Origin of the sequence: Cupriavidus sp. UYPR2.512, assembly GCF_000379565.1 — a bacterium.
Classification (GTDB): domain Bacteria; phylum Pseudomonadota; class Gammaproteobacteria; order Burkholderiales; family Burkholderiaceae; genus Cupriavidus.
The window spans coordinates 1-18,704 of record NZ_KB903190.1 but is presented as its reverse complement, the minus strand read 5'-3'; the positions used below and the strand labels follow the sequence as shown (position 1 = coordinate 18,704).

Here is an 18,704-nt window from a genome sequence, read left to right as displayed (position 1 = left end):
CGCCCCGATCGCCATGGAAGAAGGCCTGCGCTTCGCTATCCGTGAAGGCGGCCGTACCGTCGGCGCCGGCGTCGTGGCAAAGATCCTCGACTAAGTTGTTTGATAGCGAACGCGGCACCAACCGGCCGCGTTCGTTGCCAGAAGGGGTTGGCGCAAGCGCCGGCCCCACAGTTGTTTTAGGGGTATAGCTCAACTGGCAGAGCGTCGGTCTCCAAAACCGAAGGTTGGGGGTTCGATTCCCTCTGCCCCTGCCAAATCAATCAGCCGCGTCGCGAAGAGCAATCGTGACGCGGCTTAGTCTCGTTTGCGAAACATGGCCAATCCCAATGTTGAAACCGTGAACGCCAGCAGCGGCAAGTGGATGCTTGGCGTGGCGGTGCTGCTGGTGGTTGCGGGCGTCATCGGTTTCTATGCACTGGCACAGCAACCGTCTTATGTACGTGGCGCCGCACTGTTCGGTGGTATTGCACTGGGTATCGTGGTTGCGCTGGTGTCGGTACCAGGCAAGGACTTTATCGGGTTCGCCAAAGAATCGTATCGGGAAGTTCGCAAGGTCGTCTGGCCGACGCGCAAGGAAGCCGGGCAAATGACGGGGCTGGTCTTCGTCTTTGTCGTCATCATGGCGCTGTTCCTGTGGTCGGCTGACAAGCTCATCGAGTGGGTCGTCTTCTCGCTCGTGCTGGGCTGGAAATAAGAGGTAGCACATGACGGATAACGCTCAGCAGGAAACCACCGCGCCGGAATCGCCTTCGTCGAAGAAGCGCTGGTATGTCGTGCATGCCTATTCCGGCATGGAGAAGAGCGTGCAGCGCGCGCTGCAGGAGCGCATCGAACGCGCCGAGATGCAGGACAAGTTTGGCCGCATCCTGGTGCCGTCCGAAGAAGTCGTGGAAATCAAGGGCGGCCACAAGTCGGTCACCGAGCGTCGTTTCTTCCCCGGCTACGTGCTCGTGGAAATGGAAATGACCGACGAGACCTGGCACCTGGTGAAGAACACCAGCAAGGTCACCGGTTTCGTGGGCGGCGCCCGCAACCGCCCGAGCCCGATCTCGCAGCGCGAAGTCGACAAGATCATGACCCAGATGCAGGAAGGGGTCGAGAAGCCGCGTCCCAAGACGCTGTTCGAAGTGGGCGAAATGGTGCGCGTCAAGGACGGCCCGTTCACGGACTTCAACGGCAACGTGGAAGAAGTGAACTACGAGAAATCGCGCCTGCGCGTCTCGGTCACGATCTTCGGGCGTGCCACCCCGGTCGAGCTCGAGTTCGGCCAGGTCGAGAAGGTTTAAGGAATTTGCCGGCTGCTGCCTGAAAGGGCGGCAACCGGCAACGGCGCCGCCCCGGTGGCGGCGCCAAGAGGAGCGTGAGGCCGTGCCGAAGGTGCGGCGACAGCGCGTTACGACTCAACAGGATCGCATCCCGAAGGGGCGATCCGGATTGGAGTAAAGATGGCCAAGAAGATCATTGGCTTTATCAAGCTGCAGATTCCGGCTGGTAAGGCAAATCCCTCCCCGCCCGTTGGTCCCGCTCTGGGTCAGCGTGGTCTGAACATCATGGAGTTCTGCAAGGCGTTCAACGCCCAGACCCAGGGTATGGAACCCGGTCTGCCGGTGCCGGTGGTGATTACCGCCTTCGCCGACAAGAGCTTCACCTTCGTGATGAAGTCGCCGCCGGCGACCGTGCTGATCAAGAAGGCAGCAGGCATCACCAAGGGTTCGCCGAAGCCCCACACCGACAAGGTTGGCAAGATCACCCGCGCCCAGGCTGAAGAAATCGCCAAGGCCAAGAACGCTGACCTGACCGCCGCCGACCTGGACGCCGCCGTGCGTACCATCGCCGGTTCGGCTCGTTCGATGGGCATCACCGTGGAGGGTCTGTAAATGGCTAAGGTTTCCAAGCGCGTCGCCGCCAACAAGGCGAAGATCGAGCGTACCAAGTTCTACCCGATCGACGAGGCCCTGGGCCTGGTGAAGGGCTGCGCTTCGGCGAAGTTCGACGAGTCGATCGACGTGGCCGTGCAACTGGGCATCGACGCCAAGAAGTCGGACCAGGTGGTTCGTGGTTCGGTGGTGCTGCCCGCAGGTACCGGCAAGTCGGTTCGCGTGGCTGTGTTCGCCCAGGGCGAGAAGGCCGAAGCCGCCAAGGCTGCCGGTGCCGACATCGTTGGCATGGAAGACCTGGCTGAGCAAGTCAAGGCCGGCAACCTGAACTTCGACGTCGTGATCGCTTCGCCAGACACGATGCGTATCGTCGGTACGCTGGGCCAGATCCTGGGCCCGCGCGGCCTGATGCCGAACCCGAAGGTTGGTACCGTGACGCCCGACGTGGCCCAGGCTGTGAAGAACGCCAAGGCTGGTCAGGTGCAGTTCCGTGTCGACAAGGCCGGTATCATCCACGCCACCATCGGCCGCCGCTCGTTCGAAGACGCAGCGCTGAAGAGCAACCTGTCCGCACTGCTGGAAGCCCTGGTCAAGTCCAAGCCGGCTACGAGCAAGGGCGTGTACCTGCGCAAGATCGCCGTCTCGTCCACCATGGGCGTTGGCGTGCGCGTGGAACAAGCTTCGCTGTCGGCCTGAGCTGACGGCACAGGCTGACCGGACCCGATAACACCGGTCGGCCGCGAATTGAAGATCCTGGCGTAAGCGGGGATCGGCTCCGGACCCGGTTCTGCCAAGCGGCACGATCAGGATAGGGAGCAAGGCTTTGGGCAGTGGCGGCAGTCGGACACATTGTGTTCAGGCAGTTGCCGCTGGTTATCAAAGACCGCTGGTGTCCACATGACCGCAGTCAGGCATGCGGGCTTAATCGGCCGGGAGGTACAAGCAGGGCCAGGTGCCGTGCATGACCAACCCCGGGCAACCAGCGCAGATGGCGCACCCGAAGGGATTGATGAATCCGGGCCTGTCCCGGGTGATTCGGGCCAATCGGACGCCGTTCGTTTGTGCTGACGTGAAGACTCCGGTATTGCCGGAGGGCTAGCGTCATTTTGGAGCTTAACCGTGCCACTCAATATTGAAGATAAGAAGGCCGTCGTTGCTGAGGTTTCGGCGCAAGTCGCCAAGGCCCAGACCATCGTCGTGGCCGAATATCGCGGCATTGCGGTTGGCGATCTGACCAAGCTGCGTGCTGCCGCTCGCCAGCAAGGCGTGTACCTGCGTGTTCTGAAGAACACGCTGGCCCGCCGTGCCGTCGAAGGTACGCCGTTTGCAAGCCTCGCAGAGCAGATGACCGGTCCGCTGATCTACGGTATTTCCGAAGATGCAGTGTCGTCGGCCAAGGTTCTGAACGACTTTGCCAAGACCAACGACAAGCTGGTCCTGCGCGCTGGGTCGTATGACGGCAAGGTTCTCGACGCTGCCGCCGTGAAGGCGCTGGCATCGATCCCGAGCCGCGACGAACTGATTGCTCAGCTGCTGGGCGTGATGCAGGCACCGGTGTCGGGCTTCGCCCGTCTGCTGGCTGCACTGGCTGCCAAGAACGCAGAAGGCGCTCCCGCGGAAGCGGAAGCCGCTGGCGCCTAAGGCAATCCAGGCCTCGCATCGAAAGATCGCATTACCGATACCGAATCAAATCTAGTAGGAGTATTTCAAATGGCAATCACCAAAGACGACATCCTGGAAGCCGTTGGCGCGATGTCCGTGATGGAACTGAACGACCTGGTCAAGGCGTTTGAAGAGAAGTTTGGCGTGTCCGCCGCTGCCATGGCCGTGGCTGCTGCCCCGGGCGCCGGCGGTGCCGCCGCTGCTGAAGAGCAGACCGAGTTCAACGTGATCCTGGCCGAAGTCGGCGCCAACAAGGTTGGCGTGATTAAGGCTGTTCGCGAAATCACCGGCCTGGGCCTGAAGGAAGCCAAGGACCTGGTCGATGGCGCACCGAAGCCCGTCAAGGAAGGCGTGGACAAGGCTGCTGCTGCCGAAGCCAAGAAGAAGCTGGAAGACGCTGGCGCGAAGGTCGACGTCAAGTAAGGCATTGCTCGCGTGCCCTTCCGGCACGCGGATGGGGCTGGCAAAGGGAAATTCCCGGCGCCAGCCTTTTTGCGCTTGTGCGAAAGTGTTTTGAGAGGCACTCTTCGCGGAAAAAAGTGACGTTTGCGAACCCTGCTGCCCTTGGGCATGCCGGAGTTTCAGCAGAGGCCAAACATCAGTGGCACACTAAGTGGTTGCTGCTGATGTTTGTCTTCTGAACCGACTGCAGAAGACAAGTTTGGTCGGGTGTCCCCCGGGCGAGTACAGGCGTTGCGCTTGATGCGACGACCACACCGCCCGCAGCGTGCGGACACCGTCAGCCAGAGGTTGGTAGCGGCCAACCGCCAAATCCCCTCCCAGTCGCTGAACACCTCAGGTCCGGCCAGGTCCAGCCAGCCCTGCGATGATTCGGAGATCCCATGGCGTACAGCTTCACCGAAAAGAAGCGCATTCGCAAAAGCTTTGCGAAGCGCGCGACGGTACATCAGGTTCCATTCCTGCTTGCCACCCAGATTGAATCCTACACTCAGTTCTTGCAAGCGGAAACGCCGACCGCGCGTCGCAAGACCGAAGGCCTCCAGGCCGCTTTCAACGCAATCTTCCCGATCTCCTCGCATAACGGGCTTGCCCGTATGGAGTTCGTCTCGTATCACCTGTCCAACCCGCCGTTCGACGTCAAGGAATGCCAGCAGCGTGGCCTGACGTTCCACTCGGCCCTGCGTGCCAAGGTTCGCCTGATCATCAACGATCGCGAGAATCCTGGCAAGGTCAAGGAAGTGAAGGAGCAGGAAGTCTACATGGGCGAGATCCCGCTGATGACTTCCACGGGTTCGTTCGTCATCAACGGCACCGAGCGTGTCATCGTCTCGCAGTTGCACCGCTCGCCGGGCGTGTTCTTCGAGCACGACAAGGGCAAGACCCACAGCTCGGGCAAGCTGCTGTTCTCGGCGCGTATCATCCCCTACCGCGGTTCGTGGCTGGACTTCGAGTTCGACCCGAAGGACATCCTGTACTTCCGCGTCGACCGCCGCCGCAAGATGCCGGTGACGATCCTGCTGAAGTCGATCGGCCTGACTCCGGAACAGATCCTCGCGCATTTCTTCGTGTTCGACAACTTCACGCTGCAGGCCGAAGGCGCGCAGCTGGAGTTCGTGCCCGAGCGCCTGCGCGGTGAAGTCGCGCGCTTCGACATCGCCGACAAGAACGGCCGCGTGGTGGTCGAGAAGGACAAGCGGATCAACGCCAAGCACATCCGCGACCTGGACTCGGCCGGCACCAAGCTGATCAGCGTGCCGGAAGACTACCTGCTGGGCCGCGTGCTGGCCAAGAACATCATCGACCCGGATACCGGCGAGGTGATTGCCAATGCCAACGACGAGCTGACCGAAACGCTGCTGGAAAACCTGCGCGAAGCCGGCGTCAAGCAGATCCAGACCTTGTACACCAACGACCTGGATCAGGGCCCGTACATGTCGCAGACCCTGCGCGTGGACGAGACCGCCGACCAGACCGCTGCGCGTATCGCGATCTACCGCATGATGCGCCCGGGCGAGCCGCCGACCGAGGAAGCCGTGGAAGCGCTGTTCCAGCGCCTGTTCTACAGCGAAGAGTCGTACGACCTGTCGCGCGTTGGCCGCATGAAGGTCAACAGCCGCCTGGGCCGCCCCAGCGGCGAAGGCGCCATGGTGCTGCAGGACGAGGACATCCTCGAGACCATCAAGATCCTGGTCAACCTGCGCAACGGCAAGGGCGAGGTCGATGACATCGATCACCTGGGCAACCGTCGCGTGCGTTGCGTCGGCGAACTGGCCGAAAACCAGTTCCGCGCCGGCCTGTCGCGTGTGGAGCGTGCCGTCAAGGAACGTCTGGGCCAGGCCGAGACCGAGAACCTGATGCCGCACGACCTGATCAACTCGAAGCCGATCTCGTCGGCGATCCGCGAGTTCTTCGGTTCGTCGCAGCTGTCGCAGTTCATGGACCAGACCAACCCGCTGTCCGAGATCACGCACAAGCGCCGTGTCTCCGCACTGGGCCCGGGCGGCCTGACGCGCGAGCGCGCCGGCTTTGAAGTCCGCGACGTGCACCCGACCCACTATGGCCGCGTGTGCCCGATCGAAACGCCGGAAGGTCCGAACATCGGCCTGATCAACTCGCTGGCACTGTACGCCCGCCTGAACGAGTACGGCTTCCTGGAAACGCCGTACCGCAAGGTGGTCGACAGCAAGCTGACCGACCAGGTCGACTACCTGTCTGCGATCGAGGAAGGCAAGTACGTGGTGGCGCAGGCCAACGCGACGGTCGATGCCGAGGGCAACCTGACCGACGAACTGGTGTCGTCGCGTGAAGGCTCCGAGCGTGAAACCCGCATGGTCACGCCGGACCGCGTGCAGTACATCGACGTGGCGCCGTCGCAGATCGTGTCGGCCGCTGCCTCGCTGGTGCCGTTCCTCGAACACGATGACGCGAACCGTGCACTGATGGGCGCCAACATGCAGCGCCAGGCCGTGCCTTGCCTGCGTCCGGACAAGCCGCTGGTCGGCACCGGCATCGAGCGCACCGTTGCGGTCGACTCGGGTACTGCGGTGCAGGCGATGCGTGGCGGCGTGGTCGACTACGTCGACGCGATGCGTATCGTGATCCGCGTGAACGACGACGAAGCCGTGGCCGGTGAAGTCGGCGTGGACATCTACAACCTGATCAAGTACACGCGCTCGAACCAGAACACCAACATCAACCAGCGTCCGATGGTCAAGGTTGGCGATATCGTTGCCCGCAACGATGTGATCGCCGACGGCGCCTCGACCGACCTGGGCGAACTGGCCCTGGGCCAGAACATGCTGGTGGCGTTCATGCCGTGGAACGGCTACAACTTCGAGGATTCGATCCTGATCTCGGAGCGTGTGGTGGCCGAAGACCGCTATACCTCGATCCACATCGAGGAACTGTCGGTCGTTGCCCGCGACACCAAGCTGGGACCGGAAGAAATCACGCGCGATATCTCGAACCTGGCCGAAGCCCAGCTGGCTCGCCTGGACGAGTCGGGCATCACCTACATCGGCGCTGAAGTCGAAGCCGGCGACGTGCTGGTGGGCAAGGTCACGCCGAAGGGCGAGACCCAGCTGACTCCGGAAGAAAAGCTGTTGCGCGCGATCTTCGGCGAGAAGGCATCGGACGTGAAGGACACCTCGCTGCGCGTGCCCTCGGGCATGAGCGGCATCGTGATCGACGTCCAGGTCTTCACCCGCGAAGGCGTGACGCGCGACAAGCGTGCCCAGTCGATCATCGACGACGAACTGAAGCGCTACCGCCTGGACCTGAACGACCAGCTGCGTATCGTGGAAGGCGACGCGTTCCAGCGTCTGGAGCGCCTGCTCATCGACAAGACCGTCAACGGCGGTCCGAAGAAGCTGGCCAAGGGTGCCAAGATCACCAAGGAATACCTGGCGGACATCGACAGGTACCACTGGTTCGACATCCGTCCGGCCGACGAAGAACTGGCTGCCCAGCTGGAAGCCGTCAAGGAAGCCATCGAGCAGAAGCGCCACGAGTTCGACCTGGCCTTCGAAGAGAAGCGCAAGAAGCTCACGCAGGGCGACGAACTGCCGCCGGGCGTGATCAAGATGGTCAAGGTGTACCTGGCCGTCAAGCGCCGCCTGCAGCCTGGCGACAAGATGGCCGGCCGTCACGGCAACAAGGGCGTCGTGTCCAAGATCACCCCGATCGAGGACATGCCCTACATGGCCGACGGTACGCCTGCCGACATCGTGCTGAACCCGCTGGGCGTGCCTTCGCGGATGAACGTGGGCCAGATTCTCGAGACCCACCTGGGCTGGGCCGCGCGCGGCCTGGGCGAGCGCATCGGCAACATGCTGAAGGCGCAAGCCAAGGCAGCCGAAGTGCGCAAGCTGCTCACGCAGATCTACAACGAGAGCGGCAAGGTCGAGGACCTCGACAGCCTGTCGGATTCGGAAGTCCTGGAACTGGCCGAGAACCTGAAGAAGGGCGTGCCGTTCGCGACGCCGGTGTTCGATGGTGCGCACGAGGACGAAATCCGCCGCATGCTGGACCTCGCCTATCCGGAAGAGATCGCGAAGGAGAAGGGCCTGACCGCTTCCAAGCAGCAGGTCACGCTGTTTGACGGCCGCACCGGCGAAGCGTTCGAGCGTCCGGTCACGCTGGGTGTGATGCACATGCTGAAGCTGCACCACCTGGTCGACGACAAGATGCACGCCCGCTCCACCGGCCCGTACTCGCTGGTGACGCAGCAGCCGCTGGGTGGTAAAGCCCAGTTCGGTGGCCAGCGTTTCGGTGAGATGGAAGTGTGGGCACTGGAAGCCTACGGCGCGTCGTACGTGCTGCAGGAAATGCTGACGGTCAAGTCCGATGACGTGAACGGCCGTACCAAGGTGTACGAAAACATCGTCAAGGGCGAGCACTCGATCGATGCCGGCATGCCGGAATCGTTCAACGTGCTGGTGAAGGAAATCCGCTCGCTGGGTATCGACATCGACCTCGATCGCTACTGATCGAGCCGATGCGGGTGCCGGCTGCGGCCGGCACTCACCAGCGCAGGATTTCCCACAGAATGAATGCCGCGGTATCGAACAGAGTTCGGTCCCGCGGCGAAACAAGGAGTTGCAATGAAAGCATTGCTCGATCTCTTTAAGCAGGTTCAGCAGGAAGAGCAGTTCGACGCGATCAAGATCGGCCTGGCCTCGCCCGAGAAGATCCGTTCGTGGTCGTACGGCGAAGTCAAGAAGCCGGAAACGATCAACTACCGTACGTTCAAGCCGGAACGCGACGGCCTGTTCTGCGCCAAGATCTTTGGCCCGATCAAGGACTACGAGTGCCTGTGCGGCAAGTACAAGCGCCTGAAGCACCGTGGCGTGATCTGCGAGAAGTGCGGCGTTGAAGTGACGCTGGCCAAGGTGCGCCGCGAGCGCATGGGCCATATCGAACTGGCCGCGCCGACCGCGCACATCTGGTTCCTGAAGTCGCTGCCGTCGCGCCTGGGCATGGTCCTGGACATGACGCTGCGCGACATCGAGCGCGTGCTGTACTTCGAAGCATTCGTGGTGATCGAACCCGGCATGACCCCGCTCAAGAAGAGCCAGATCATGTCCGAAGACGACTACCTGGCGAAGTGCGACGAGTACGGCGAGGGCGAGTTCGTCGCCATGATGGGTGCCGAGGGCATCCGTGAGCTGCTGCGCGGCATCGACATCGAGAAGCAGATCGAACAGATCCGCGCCGAGCTGCAGGCCACCGGCTCCGAAGCCAAGATCAAGAAGTTCGCCAAGCGCCTGAAGGTGCTCGAGGCCTTCCAGCGTTCGGGCATCAAGCCCGAGTGGATGATCCTTGAAGTGCTGCCGGTGCTGCCGCCCGAACTGCGTCCGCTGGTGCCGCTGGATGGCGGCCGCTTCGCGACCTCGGACCTGAACGACCTGTATCGCCGCGTCATCAACCGTAACAACCGCCTCAAGCGCCTGCTGGAGCTGAAGGCGCCTGAGATCATCGTGCGCAACGAAAAGCGCATGCTGCAGGAAGCGGTTGACTCGCTGCTGGACAACGGCCGTCGCGGCAAGGCGATGACCGGCGCCAACAAGCGCCCGCTGAAGTCCCTGGCCGAAATGATCAAGGGCAAGGGCGGCCGTTTCCGTCAGAACCTGCTGGGCAAGCGCGTCGACTACTCGGGCCGTTCGGTCATCGTGGTGGGCCCGACGCTCAAGCTGCACCAGTGCGGCCTGCCCAAGCTGATGGCGCTCGAGCTGTTCAAGCCCTTCATCTTCCACAAGCTGGAAACGATGGGCATCGCCACCACCATCAAGGCGGCGAAGAAGGAAGTCGAAAGCCAGACCCCGGTGGTGTGGGACATCCTCGAAGAGGTGATCCGCGAGCACCCGGTGATGCTGAACCGTGCGCCGACGCTGCACCGCCTGGGTATCCAGGCGTTCGAGCCGGTGCTGATCGAAGGCAAGGCCATCCAGCTGCACCCGCTGGTCTGCGCGGCGTTCAACGCCGACTTCGACGGTGACCAGATGGCTGTTCACGTGCCGCTGTCGCTGGAAGCGCAGATGGAAGCCCGCACCCTGATGCTGGCCTCCAACAACGTGCTGTTCCCGGCCAACGGCGACCCCTCGATCGTGCCGTCGCAAGACGTGGTGCTGGGTCTGTACTACACGACCCGCGACAAGATCAACGGCCGCGGCGAGGGCATGACCTTTGCCGACATCAGCGAAGTGATCCGCGCCTACGAGAACAAGGAAGTCGAACTGGCTTCGCGCGTGAACGTGCGTATCACCGAGTATGAACTGGTCGACAAGGACGCCGAGGGCGACGCCCGTTTCGCGCCCAAGATCACGCTGCAGGCCACCACGGTCGGCCGCGCGATCCTGTCCGAGATCCTGCCCAAGGGCCTGCCGTTCTCGGTGCTGAACAAGCCGCTGAAGAAGAAGGAAATCTCGCGCCTGATCAACACGGCGTTCCGCCGCTGCGGCCTGCGCGAGACCGTGATCTTCGCCGACAAGCTGCTGCAGTCGGGCTTCCGCCTGGCCACCCGCGCCGGTATCTCGATCGCGATCGACGACATGCTGGTGCCGCCTGCCAAGGAAAAGATCATCGCCGAGGCTTCGGCCAAGGTGAAGGAATACGACAAGCAGTACATGTCGGGTCTGGTGACCGACCAGGAACGCTACAACAACGTCGTCGACATCTGGGGCGCCGCCGGCGACCAGGTGGGCAAGGCGATGATGGAGCAGCTCCAGCACGAAGACGTGGTCGACCGCGAAGGCAAGACCGTGAAGCAGGAGTCGTTCAACTCCATCTACATGATGGCCGACTCGGGCGCACGGGGTTCCGCCGCGCAGATCCGCCAGCTGGCCGGTATGCGTGGCCTGATGGCAAAGCCGGACGGCTCGATCATTGAAACGCCGATTACGGCGAACTTCCGTGAAGGCCTGAACGTTCTGCAGTACTTCATCTCGACCCACGGCGCACGTAAGGGCCTGGCCGATACGGCACTGAAGACTGCGAACTCGGGTTACCTGACCCGTCGTCTGGTCGACGTGACCCAGGATCTGGTCGTGGTGGAAGACGATTGCGGCACCTCCAACGGCGTGGCCATGAAGGCCCTGGTCGAAGGCGGTGAAGTGATCGAAGCCCTGCGCGACCGTATCCTCGGCCGTGTGACCGTGGCCGACGTGGTCAACCCGGAGACCCAGGAAACCGCGATCGAAGCCGGCACGCTGCTGGACGAAGATCTGGTCGAACTGATCGACAACATCGGCGTGGACGAAGTCAAGGTCCGTACCCCGCTGTCGTGCGACACGCGCTACGGCCTGTGCGGCAAGTGCTATGGCCGCGACCTGGGCCGCGGCGTGCTGGTGAACTCCGGCGAAGCGGTTGGCGTGATTGCCGCCCAGTCGATCGGTGAGCCGGGCACGCAGCTGACCATGCGTACATTCCACATCGGTGGTGCGGCATCGCGTGCGGCAGTGGCATCGAGCGTGGAAGCCAAGGCAACCGGTACCGTGCGTTTCACGGCGACCATGCGTTACGTCACCAATGCGAAGGGCGAACTGATCGTCATCTCGCGTTCGGGCGAGGCGCTGATCACCGACGACCACGGCCGCGAGCGCGAACGCCACAAGATCCCGTACGGCGCCACGCTGCTGGTGCAGGACGGCCAGGCCATCAAGGCTGGCACGCAGCTGGCCACGTGGGACGCGCTGACTCGCCCGATCGTTTCGGAATACACCGGTACGACCAAGTTCGAGAACGTCGAAGAAGGCGTGACCGTCGCCAAGCAGATGGACGAAGTCACCGGCCTGTCGACCCTGGTGGTGATCGACGCCAAGCGCCGCACGGCTGCCACCAAGGGCATCCGCCCGCAGGTGAAGCTGCTCGACGCCAATGGCCAGGAAGTGAAGATCCCGGGCACGGACCACTCCGTGACCATCGGCTTCCAGGTCGGCGCGCTGATTACCGTGAAGGACGGCCAGCAGGTGCACGTGGGTGAAGTGCTCGCGCGTATCCCGACCGAATCGCAGAAGACCCGCGACATTACCGGTGGTCTGCCGCGTGTGGCCGAGCTGTTCGAAGCGCGTTCGCCGAAGGATGCCGCCGTGCTGGCGGAAGTCACCGGCACGACCTCGTTCGGCAAGGACACCAAGGGCAAGCAGCGCCTGGTCATCACCGACCTGGACGGCAATGCCCATGAGTTCCTGATCGCGAAGGAAAAGCAGGTGCTGGTGCACGACGGCCAGGTGGTGAACAAGGGCGAAATGATCGTGGAAGGTCCGGCGGACCCGCACGACATCCTGCGCCTGAAGGGCATCGAAGAGCTGGCGCACTACATCGTGGACGAAGTGCAGGACGTGTATCGTCTGCAGGGCGTGAAGATCAACGACAAGCACATCGAGGTGATCGTTCGCCAGATGCTGCGCCGCGTCCAGATCGCCGACGTGGGCGACACCAAGTTCATCCCGGGTGAACAGGTGGAGCGTTCGGAACTGCTCGACGAGAACGACCGCGTGATCGCCGAAGGCAAGCGTCCGGCCACGTACGAGAACCTGCTGCTCGGTATCACCAAGGCGTCGCTGTCGACCGACAGCTTCATCTCGGCGGCATCGTTCCAGGAAACCACGCGCGTGCTGACCGAAGCCGCGATCATGGGCAAGACCGACGACCTGCGTGGTCTGAAGGAAAACGTGATCGTCGGCCGTCTGATCCCGGCCGGTACCGGCCTGGCCTACCACCGTGCCCGCAAGGCACGCGAGGCCTCCGAGCGCGAACGCGCCCAAGCGATCGCCGAAGAAGAGCAGTCGCTCTTCATCGAGCCGCCGGTGGTGCAGGCGACCGAGGGTGAAGGCGACAACGCCTGATCTTGCAGTAGATGTGGATGCCGCCGCAAGGCGGCCCAAAGCCCGGCTGATTAGCCGGGCTTTTTTTTTGTCCGCTCGCAGCCGGCTCTGTCGTGAGAAAGATCGGACTGTTTGCCCGTCGGGCGCGGAAGCGGCCCCCTTAGTGGTATGGTTACGGCTTTTCCGGCTTCAGCAATTCCGTTGTCTATGTCGCACGCGCTGGCGATCCTCAAAGATGTGTTCGGCTACCACGCCTTCCGTGGGCGCCAGGCCGAGATCATCGACCACGTTGCGACGGGCGGCGACTGCCTGGTGCTGATGCCAACCGGCGGCGGCAAGTCACTGTGCTACCAGATCCCGGCGCTGCTGCGCCAGCGTGCCGGTGACGGCGTCGGCATCGTGGTGTCGCCGCTGATCGCGCTGATGCAGGACCAGGTCGCGGCACTGACCGAAGCCGGCGTGCGCGCCGCGGTGCTTAATTCGACGCTGACGGGGGCCGAGGCCTCGGCGGTCGAGCGCGACCTGCTGGCCGGGCGCATCGAGATCCTCTACGTGGCGCCGGAGCGGCTGATGACGCCGCGCTTCCTCGACCTGCTCGAGCGCACGCGCGTCGGGCTCTTCGCCATCGACGAAGCGCACTGCGTGTCGCAGTGGGGCCACGACTTCCGGCCCGAATATATCCAGCTGTCGGTGCTGCACGAGCGCTTCCCGTATGTGCCGCGCATCGCCCTGACCGCGACCGCCGACGCGCTGACGCGCAACGAGATCATCGAGCGCCTGGCGCTGCATGATGCGCGCGTCTTTATCTCCAGCTTCGATCGGCCCAATATCCGCTACCGCATCGTCGAGAAAGACAATGCGCGCCAGCAGCTGCTGGCCTTCATCAAGGCCGAGCACACCGCTGCCGACGGCACCCATGACAGCGGCATTATCTATTGCCTGTCGCGCAAGAAGGTGGAAGACACGGCGCAGTGGCTGAGCGGGCAGGGCATCAATGCGCTGGGCTACCACGCGGGCATGGATGCCCAGGTGCGCCAGCATCACCAGGCGCGCTTCCGCGAGGAAGAAGGGCTGGTGATGGTGGCGACGATTGCCTTCGGCATGGGCATCGACAAGCCCGACGTGCGCTTTGTCGCCCATCTGGACCTGCCCAAGAGCATGGAAGGCTACTACCAGGAAACCGGGCGCGCCGGCCGCGACGGCCTGCCGGCCAATGCCTGGATGGCCTACGGCCTGGGCGACGTGGTGCAGCAGAAGCGCATGATCGACGAGTCCGAGGCGGACGAGGCCTTCAAGCGCGTGTCGTCGTCCAAGCTCGATGCGCTGCTGGGCCTGTGCGAGACCGCGGGCTGCCGGCGCGTGCGCATCCTGGCGTATTTCAACGAGGCCAGCGAACCCTGCGGCAACTGCGATACCTGCCTGGAGCCGCCGGCCACCTGGGACGGCACGCGCGAGGCGCAGATGGCGCTGTCCTGCGTCTACCGCACCGCACAGGCGAGCCGCGTGCACTTTGGCGCCACGCACCTGATCGACGTGCTGCGCGGCAATAGCTCGGAGAAGATCCGCCAGTGGGGGCATGACAAGGTTTCCACCTTCGGCATCGGCAAGGACCGCTCGGTGCATGAATGGCATACGGTGTTCCGCCAGCTGATCGCCCAGGGGCTGCTGACCATCGACCATGGCGGCCATGGCGCGCTGCTGCTGGGCGAGGACGCGCGCGCGGTGCTCAAGGGCGAGCGCCAGATCATCCTGCGCCGCCAGGCCACCAAGCCGGGCAAGTCCGGCGAGCGTGCTGCACGCGGTACCCGCACCGACCACACCGCGGACATGGACGCAGACATGCTGGCCAACTGGGAGGCGCTGCGCCGCTGGCGCACCGAGGCCGCGCGCGAGCATGGGGTGCCGGCCTATGTCATCTTCCACGATGCAACGCTGGCGGAGCTGGCCCGGACCGCGCCGGGTTCCCTGTCGGCGATGCAGGGCATTCCCGGAATTGGCGCTTCCAAGCTGGAGCGCTACGGGCAGTCCATCCTGGAAGCGCTCCGCGGCGTCTGATCGGGAGGGCAGCGTCGCCGCGTCCCGGAACGGGTATACGGCTTGACGGTATACGATTCCCCTGCTAGAGTGCCAGATTCGAGTTTTTGGCTTTGGATTTCGCTCGCCCGTCGGACAAGTGGCCTTTGCGCCGCTGCCGGCAAGCCTCCCGGACTGGGTTTCCATGGACCGGTGGCGGCAGACGCGGGATCCGGGTGCCGGCTCGCGCTCTTTGGCATGCTGTTACCGCACAGTCCCGTCTCCAGAGCGCGTCCGCTCACCTCTCCCGCCCAAAACCCGTAGTTGCCTCTCCATTTCGGTATAGCTGCCGGTGCGAGGGGCGTTTTTCGTAAAACCAAGCTGGATTGAACAATGCCAACTATCAACCAACTGGTTCGCAAGCCGCGCGTCTCTGAAGTCGTCAAGAGCAAGAGCCCGGCGCTTGAGAACTGCCCCCAGCGCCGTGGTGTGTGCACCCGCGTGTACACGACGACGCCGAAGAAGCCGAACTCGGCACTGCGTAAGGTCGCCAAGGTGCGCCTGACCAACGGTTTCGAAGTCATTTCGTACATCGGCGGTGAAGGCCACAACCTGCAGGAACACTCGGTCGTGCTGATCCGCGGCGGCCGTGTGAAGGATCTGCCGGGTGTGCGTTACCACATCGTCCGTGGCTCGCTCGACTTGCAAGGCGTGAAGGACCGCAAGCAGGCTCGTTCGAAGTACGGCGCAAAGCGTCCGAAGGCAGCCTAAGCTATAGCAGCCTGGGTCGGAAAGACCCGAAGCAACAAACGATAGCCTGTGGCGCAAGTCATGGTGCTGTCACCAGGCGGCGGTACAACGGAGCGCCTTTTTGGCAACCGTGCCGTCGAGTAAGTGGTCACCCGGCGAATTTGCTGTCTATTGCATGCAAGCTAGTTGGTGGCCGGAGAGCGGGAACAACTGACCGCGCTCTCAACTGAATCTAAAGGAAAGAAGATGCCACGTCGTCGTGAAGTCCCCAAGCGGGATGTTCTGCCTGATCCGAAGTTCGGCAACGTTGAAGTTGCCAAGTTCATGAACGTGCTGATGCTGGACGGCAAGAAGTCGGTTGCCGAACGTATCGTCTATGGCGCGTTCGACCAGATCGAAAAGAAGGCAGGCAAGGCCCCCATCGAAGTGTTCTCCGTTGCCATCAACAACGTGAAGCCGGTGGTGGAAGTGAAGAGCCGTCGCGTGGGCGGCGCCAACTATCAGGTTCCGGTCGAAGTCCGTCCGTCGCGTCGTCTGGCATTGGCGATGCGTTGGCTGCGCGAGGCCGCGAAGAAACGCAGCGAGAAGTCGATGGCGCTGCGCCTGGCAGGTGAGCTGCTGGAAGCATCGGAAGGCCGTGGCGGCGCGATGAAGAAGCGTGACGAAGTGCACCGCATGGCCGAAGCCAACAAGGCGTTCTCGCATTTCCGCTTCTAAGCGCGCGATAGCGTTTGTTGGTTGCCGGGCGGGCTGTGTTTTTACACATCTCGCCCGTTTGTGTTAGGGGCGCGGGCCATGAGATGCCGGCGCCTCACGGACAAATAGAGGATTAAAGTGGCTCGTAAGACTCCTATTGAGCGCTACCGTAACATCGGTATTTCGGCTCACATTGACGCGGGTAAAACCACCACGACCGAGCGGATCCTGTTCTACACCGGTGTGAACCACAAGATCGGTGAAGTGCATGATGGCGCGGCCACCATGGACTGGATGGAGCAGGAGCAGGAGCGCGGCATCACCATCACGTCTGCTGCGACCACCGCCTTCTGGAAGGGCATGGGCGGCAACTACCCCGAGCACCGCTTCAACATCATCGACACCCCGGGCCACGTGGACTTCACCATCGAGGTGGAGCGTTCCATGCGCGTGCTGGACGGCGCGTGCATGGTGTACTGCGCAGTGGGTGGCGTGCAGCCGCAGTCGGAAACCGTCTGGCGTCAGGCCAACAAGTACAAGGTGCCGCGTCTGGCGTTCGTCAACAAGATGGACCGTACCGGCGCGAACTTCTTCAAGGTCTACGACCAGCTGAAGACCCGCCTGAAGGCCAACCCGGTGCCCGTCGTGGTGCCGATCGGCGCTGAAGACGGCTTCCAGGGCGTCGTCGATCTGCTGGAAATGAAGGCGATCGTTTGGGACGAAGCCAGCCAGGGCGTGAAGTTCGAATACCAGGAAATCCCGGCCGAGCTGCAAGCCACCGCTGACGAATGGCGCGAGAAGATGGTCGAGTCCGCCGCCGAAGCCAGCGAAGAGCTGATGGAAAAGTACCTGGGCGGCGAAGAGCTGACCCGCGCCGAGATCGTCAAGGCGCTGCGTGACCGTACCATCGCCTGCGAAATCCAGCCGATGCTGTGCGGCACCGCGTTCAAGAACAAGGGCGTGCAGCGCATGCTCGACGCCGTGATCGACTTCCTGCCGTCGCCGGTCGACATTCCGCCGGTTACGGGCACGGACGAGGACGACAGCGAGAAGAAGCTCGAGCGCAAGGCTGACGACAACGAAAAGTTCTCGGCACTGGCGTTCAAGATCATGACCGACCCGTTCGTTGGTCAGCTGATCTTCTTCCGCGTCTACTCGGGCAAGATCAATTCGGGCGACACCGTGTACAACCCGGTCAAGAGCAAGAAGGAACGCCTCGGCCGTATTCTGCAGATGCATGCCAACCAGCGCGAAGAAATCAAGGAAGTGCTGGCCGGCGACATCGCCGCTGCGGTGGGTCTGAAGGACGCCACCACGGGCGACACGCTGTGCGATCCGGCTGCACCGATCGTGCTCGAGCGCATGGTGTTCCCGGAGCCGGTGATCTCGCAGGCCGTCGAGCCGAAGACCAAGGCTGACCAGGAAAAGATGGGCATCGCCCTGAACCGCCTGGCCGCTGAAGATCCGTCGTTCCGCGTGCGTACCGATGAAGAATCGGGTCAGACCATCATTTCGGGCATGGGCGAGCTCCACCTCGAAATTCTGGTCGACCGCATGAAGCGCGAATTCGGCGTGGAAGCCAACATCGGCGCGCCGCAGGTGGCCTACCGCGAAACCATTCGCAAGACGGCCGAAGGCGTCGAGGGCAAGTTCGTCAAGCAGTCGGGCGGCCGCGGCCAGTACGGTCACGCCGTGATCACGCTGGAACCGCAGGAGCCGGGCAAGGGCTTCGAGTTCATCGACGCCATCAAGGGCGGTGTGATTCCTCGCGAATACATCCCGGCGGTCGAAAAGGGTATCGTCGACACGCTGCCGAACGGTATCCTGGCTGGCTTCCCGGTGGTTGACGTGAAGGTCACGCTGACGTTCGGTTCGTACCACGATGTGGACTCGAACGAAAACGCGTTCCGCATGGCCGGCTCGATGGCTTTCAAGGAAGCCATGCGCAAGGCCAGCCCGGTTCTGCTCGAGCCGATGATGGCCGTGGAAGTGGAAACGCCGGAAGACTACACGGGTACCGTGATGGGCGACTTGTCGTCCCGCCGCGGCATCGTGCAGGGCATGGACGACATGGTGGGCGGCGGCAAGATCATCAAGGCCGAAGTCCCGCTGTCGGAAATGTTCGGTTATTCCACGTCGCTGCGCTCGGCCACGCAAGGCCGCGCCACGTACACCATGGAATTCAAGCACTACGCAGAGGCACCGAAGAACATCGCCGAAGCCGTGATGACGGCCAAGGGCAAGTAATAAAAGCTTTGCTGCCACGCCTTATCAGGCGTGGCGGTGTAATGAATCGAATCACACTGTATTCCATTAGGAGCTGAAACATGGCAAAGGAAAAGTTCGAGCGGACCAAGCCGCACGTGAACGTTGGTACGATTGGTCACGTTGACCATGGCAAGACCACGCTGACCGCAGCGAT

The 18,704-nt window shown here is 62.8% G+C and carries 14 protein-coding genes, 1 tRNA gene and 1 pseudogene; 15 read left to right on the top strand and 1 reads right to left on the bottom strand.

The genetic code is table 11. From position 1 onward, the window contains the following. The 8 genes and pseudogenes from A3A5_RS42570 to rplL all read left to right on the top strand — a co-directional run. Positions 1–94, top strand: a pseudogene (locus tag A3A5_RS42570) (elongation factor Tu); the annotation flags it as partial. Positions 95–178: 84 nt separating this feature from the next. Next, positions 179–254, top strand: a tRNA-Trp gene (locus A3A5_RS0134030). A 59-nt stretch (positions 255–313) separates the two neighbouring features. Then, positions 314–694, top strand: coding sequence for a preprotein translocase subunit SecE (secE, locus tag A3A5_RS0134025; RefSeq protein ID WP_018314904.1), 381 nt, complete (start codon positions 314–316; stop codon positions 692–694). A 10-nt stretch (positions 695–704) separates the two neighbouring features. Further along, a complete protein-coding gene (gene nusG, locus A3A5_RS0134020) occupies positions 705–1,286 on the top strand; it encodes a transcription termination/antitermination protein NusG (RefSeq protein WP_010810468.1) in 582 nt (193 codons plus the stop codon). Between the two features lie 159 nt (positions 1,287–1,445). After that, entirely contained in the window at positions 1,446–1,877 is a 432-nt protein-coding gene (rplK, locus tag A3A5_RS0134015; protein ID WP_010810467.1) for a 50S ribosomal protein L11, read from the top strand. After that, positions 1,878–2,573: a 50S ribosomal protein L1 gene (gene rplA, locus A3A5_RS0134010; RefSeq protein WP_013958262.1), complete on the top strand. Its 696-nt coding sequence runs from the start codon at positions 1,878–1,880 to the stop codon at positions 2,571–2,573. Positions 2,574–2,996: 423 nt separating this feature from the next. After that, entirely contained in the window at positions 2,997–3,518 is a 522-nt protein-coding gene (gene rplJ / locus A3A5_RS0134005; protein WP_018314903.1) for a 50S ribosomal protein L10, read from the top strand. A gap of 69 nt (positions 3,519–3,587) precedes the next feature. Next, positions 3,588–3,962, top strand: coding sequence for a 50S ribosomal protein L7/L12 (rplL, locus tag A3A5_RS0134000; protein WP_010810464.1), 375 nt, complete (start codon positions 3,588–3,590; stop codon positions 3,960–3,962). A gap of 158 nt (positions 3,963–4,120) precedes the next feature. Here the strand turns inward: rplL and A3A5_RS44220 are convergent, their stop codons facing one another. Beyond that, positions 4,121–4,501, bottom strand: coding sequence for a hypothetical protein (locus A3A5_RS44220; protein WP_162166395.1), 381 nt, complete (start codon positions 4,499–4,501; stop codon positions 4,121–4,123). Between A3A5_RS44220 and rpoB the strand changes: the two genes are divergently transcribed. The 7 genes from rpoB to A3A5_RS42565 form a co-directional block, all read left to right on the top strand. Then, positions 4,382–8,488, top strand: a complete 4,107-nt coding sequence (gene rpoB, locus A3A5_RS0133995; protein WP_018314902.1) for a DNA-directed RNA polymerase subunit beta — start codon at positions 4,382–4,384, stop codon at positions 8,486–8,488. The genes A3A5_RS44220 and rpoB overlap by 120 nt on opposite strands. A gap of 114 nt (positions 8,489–8,602) precedes the next feature. After that, positions 8,603–12,844, top strand: coding sequence for a DNA-directed RNA polymerase subunit beta' (rpoC, locus tag A3A5_RS0133990; protein ID WP_018314901.1), 4,242 nt, complete (start codon positions 8,603–8,605; stop codon positions 12,842–12,844). Positions 12,845–13,030: 186 nt separating this feature from the next. Next, positions 13,031–14,878, top strand: coding sequence for a DNA helicase RecQ (gene recQ, locus A3A5_RS0133985; RefSeq protein WP_018314900.1), 1,848 nt, complete (start codon positions 13,031–13,033; stop codon positions 14,876–14,878). 351 nt (positions 14,879–15,229) lie between these two features. Next, positions 15,230–15,607: a 30S ribosomal protein S12 gene (gene rpsL / locus A3A5_RS0133980; RefSeq protein WP_010810460.1), complete on the top strand. Its 378-nt coding sequence runs from the start codon at positions 15,230–15,232 to the stop codon at positions 15,605–15,607. Between the two features lie 225 nt (positions 15,608–15,832). Next, the gene (gene rpsG, locus A3A5_RS0133975; protein WP_010810459.1) at positions 15,833–16,303 is read left to right on the top strand and encodes a 30S ribosomal protein S7; all 471 of its coding nucleotides are present in this window, start codon (positions 15,833–15,835) and stop codon (positions 16,301–16,303) included. Positions 16,304–16,420: 117 nt separating this feature from the next. After that, positions 16,421–18,529 carry an elongation factor G gene (gene fusA / locus A3A5_RS0133970; protein ID WP_026201408.1) on the top strand — a complete coding sequence of 703 codons (2,109 nt, stop codon included), beginning with the start codon at positions 16,421–16,423 and terminating at the stop codon, positions 18,527–18,529. Between the two features lie 80 nt (positions 18,530–18,609). Continuing rightward, positions 18,610–18,704, top strand: a 95-nt coding sequence (locus A3A5_RS42565; protein WP_018003793.1) for a GTP-binding protein, incomplete at its 3' end; no start/stop codon positions are given.

Bases quoted from the DNA above. Each gene is read 5' to 3' on its own strand.
- rplL (WP_010810464.1), top strand. From the start codon at position 3,588: ATGGCAATCACCAAAGACGACATCCTGGAAGCCGTTGGCGCGATGTCC.
- secE (WP_018314904.1), top strand. From the start codon at position 314: ATGGCCAATCCCAATGTTGAAACCGTGAACGCCAGCAGCGGCAAGTGG.
- nusG (WP_010810468.1), top strand. From the start codon at position 705: ATGACGGATAACGCTCAGCAGGAAACCACCGCGCCGGAATCGCCTTCG.
- rplK (WP_010810467.1), top strand. From the start codon at position 1,446: ATGGCCAAGAAGATCATTGGCTTTATCAAGCTGCAGATTCCGGCTGGT.
- rpsL (WP_010810460.1), top strand. From the start codon at position 15,230: ATGCCAACTATCAACCAACTGGTTCGCAAGCCGCGCGTCTCTGAAGTC.
- rpoB (WP_018314902.1), top strand. From the start codon at position 4,382: ATGGCGTACAGCTTCACCGAAAAGAAGCGCATTCGCAAAAGCTTTGCG.
- rpsG (WP_010810459.1), top strand. From the start codon at position 15,833: ATGCCACGTCGTCGTGAAGTCCCCAAGCGGGATGTTCTGCCTGATCCG.
- rplA (WP_013958262.1), top strand. From the start codon at position 1,878: ATGGCTAAGGTTTCCAAGCGCGTCGCCGCCAACAAGGCGAAGATCGAG.
- rpoC (WP_018314901.1), top strand. From the start codon at position 8,603: ATGAAAGCATTGCTCGATCTCTTTAAGCAGGTTCAGCAGGAAGAGCAG.
- recQ (WP_018314900.1), top strand. From the start codon at position 13,031: ATGTCGCACGCGCTGGCGATCCTCAAAGATGTGTTCGGCTACCACGCC.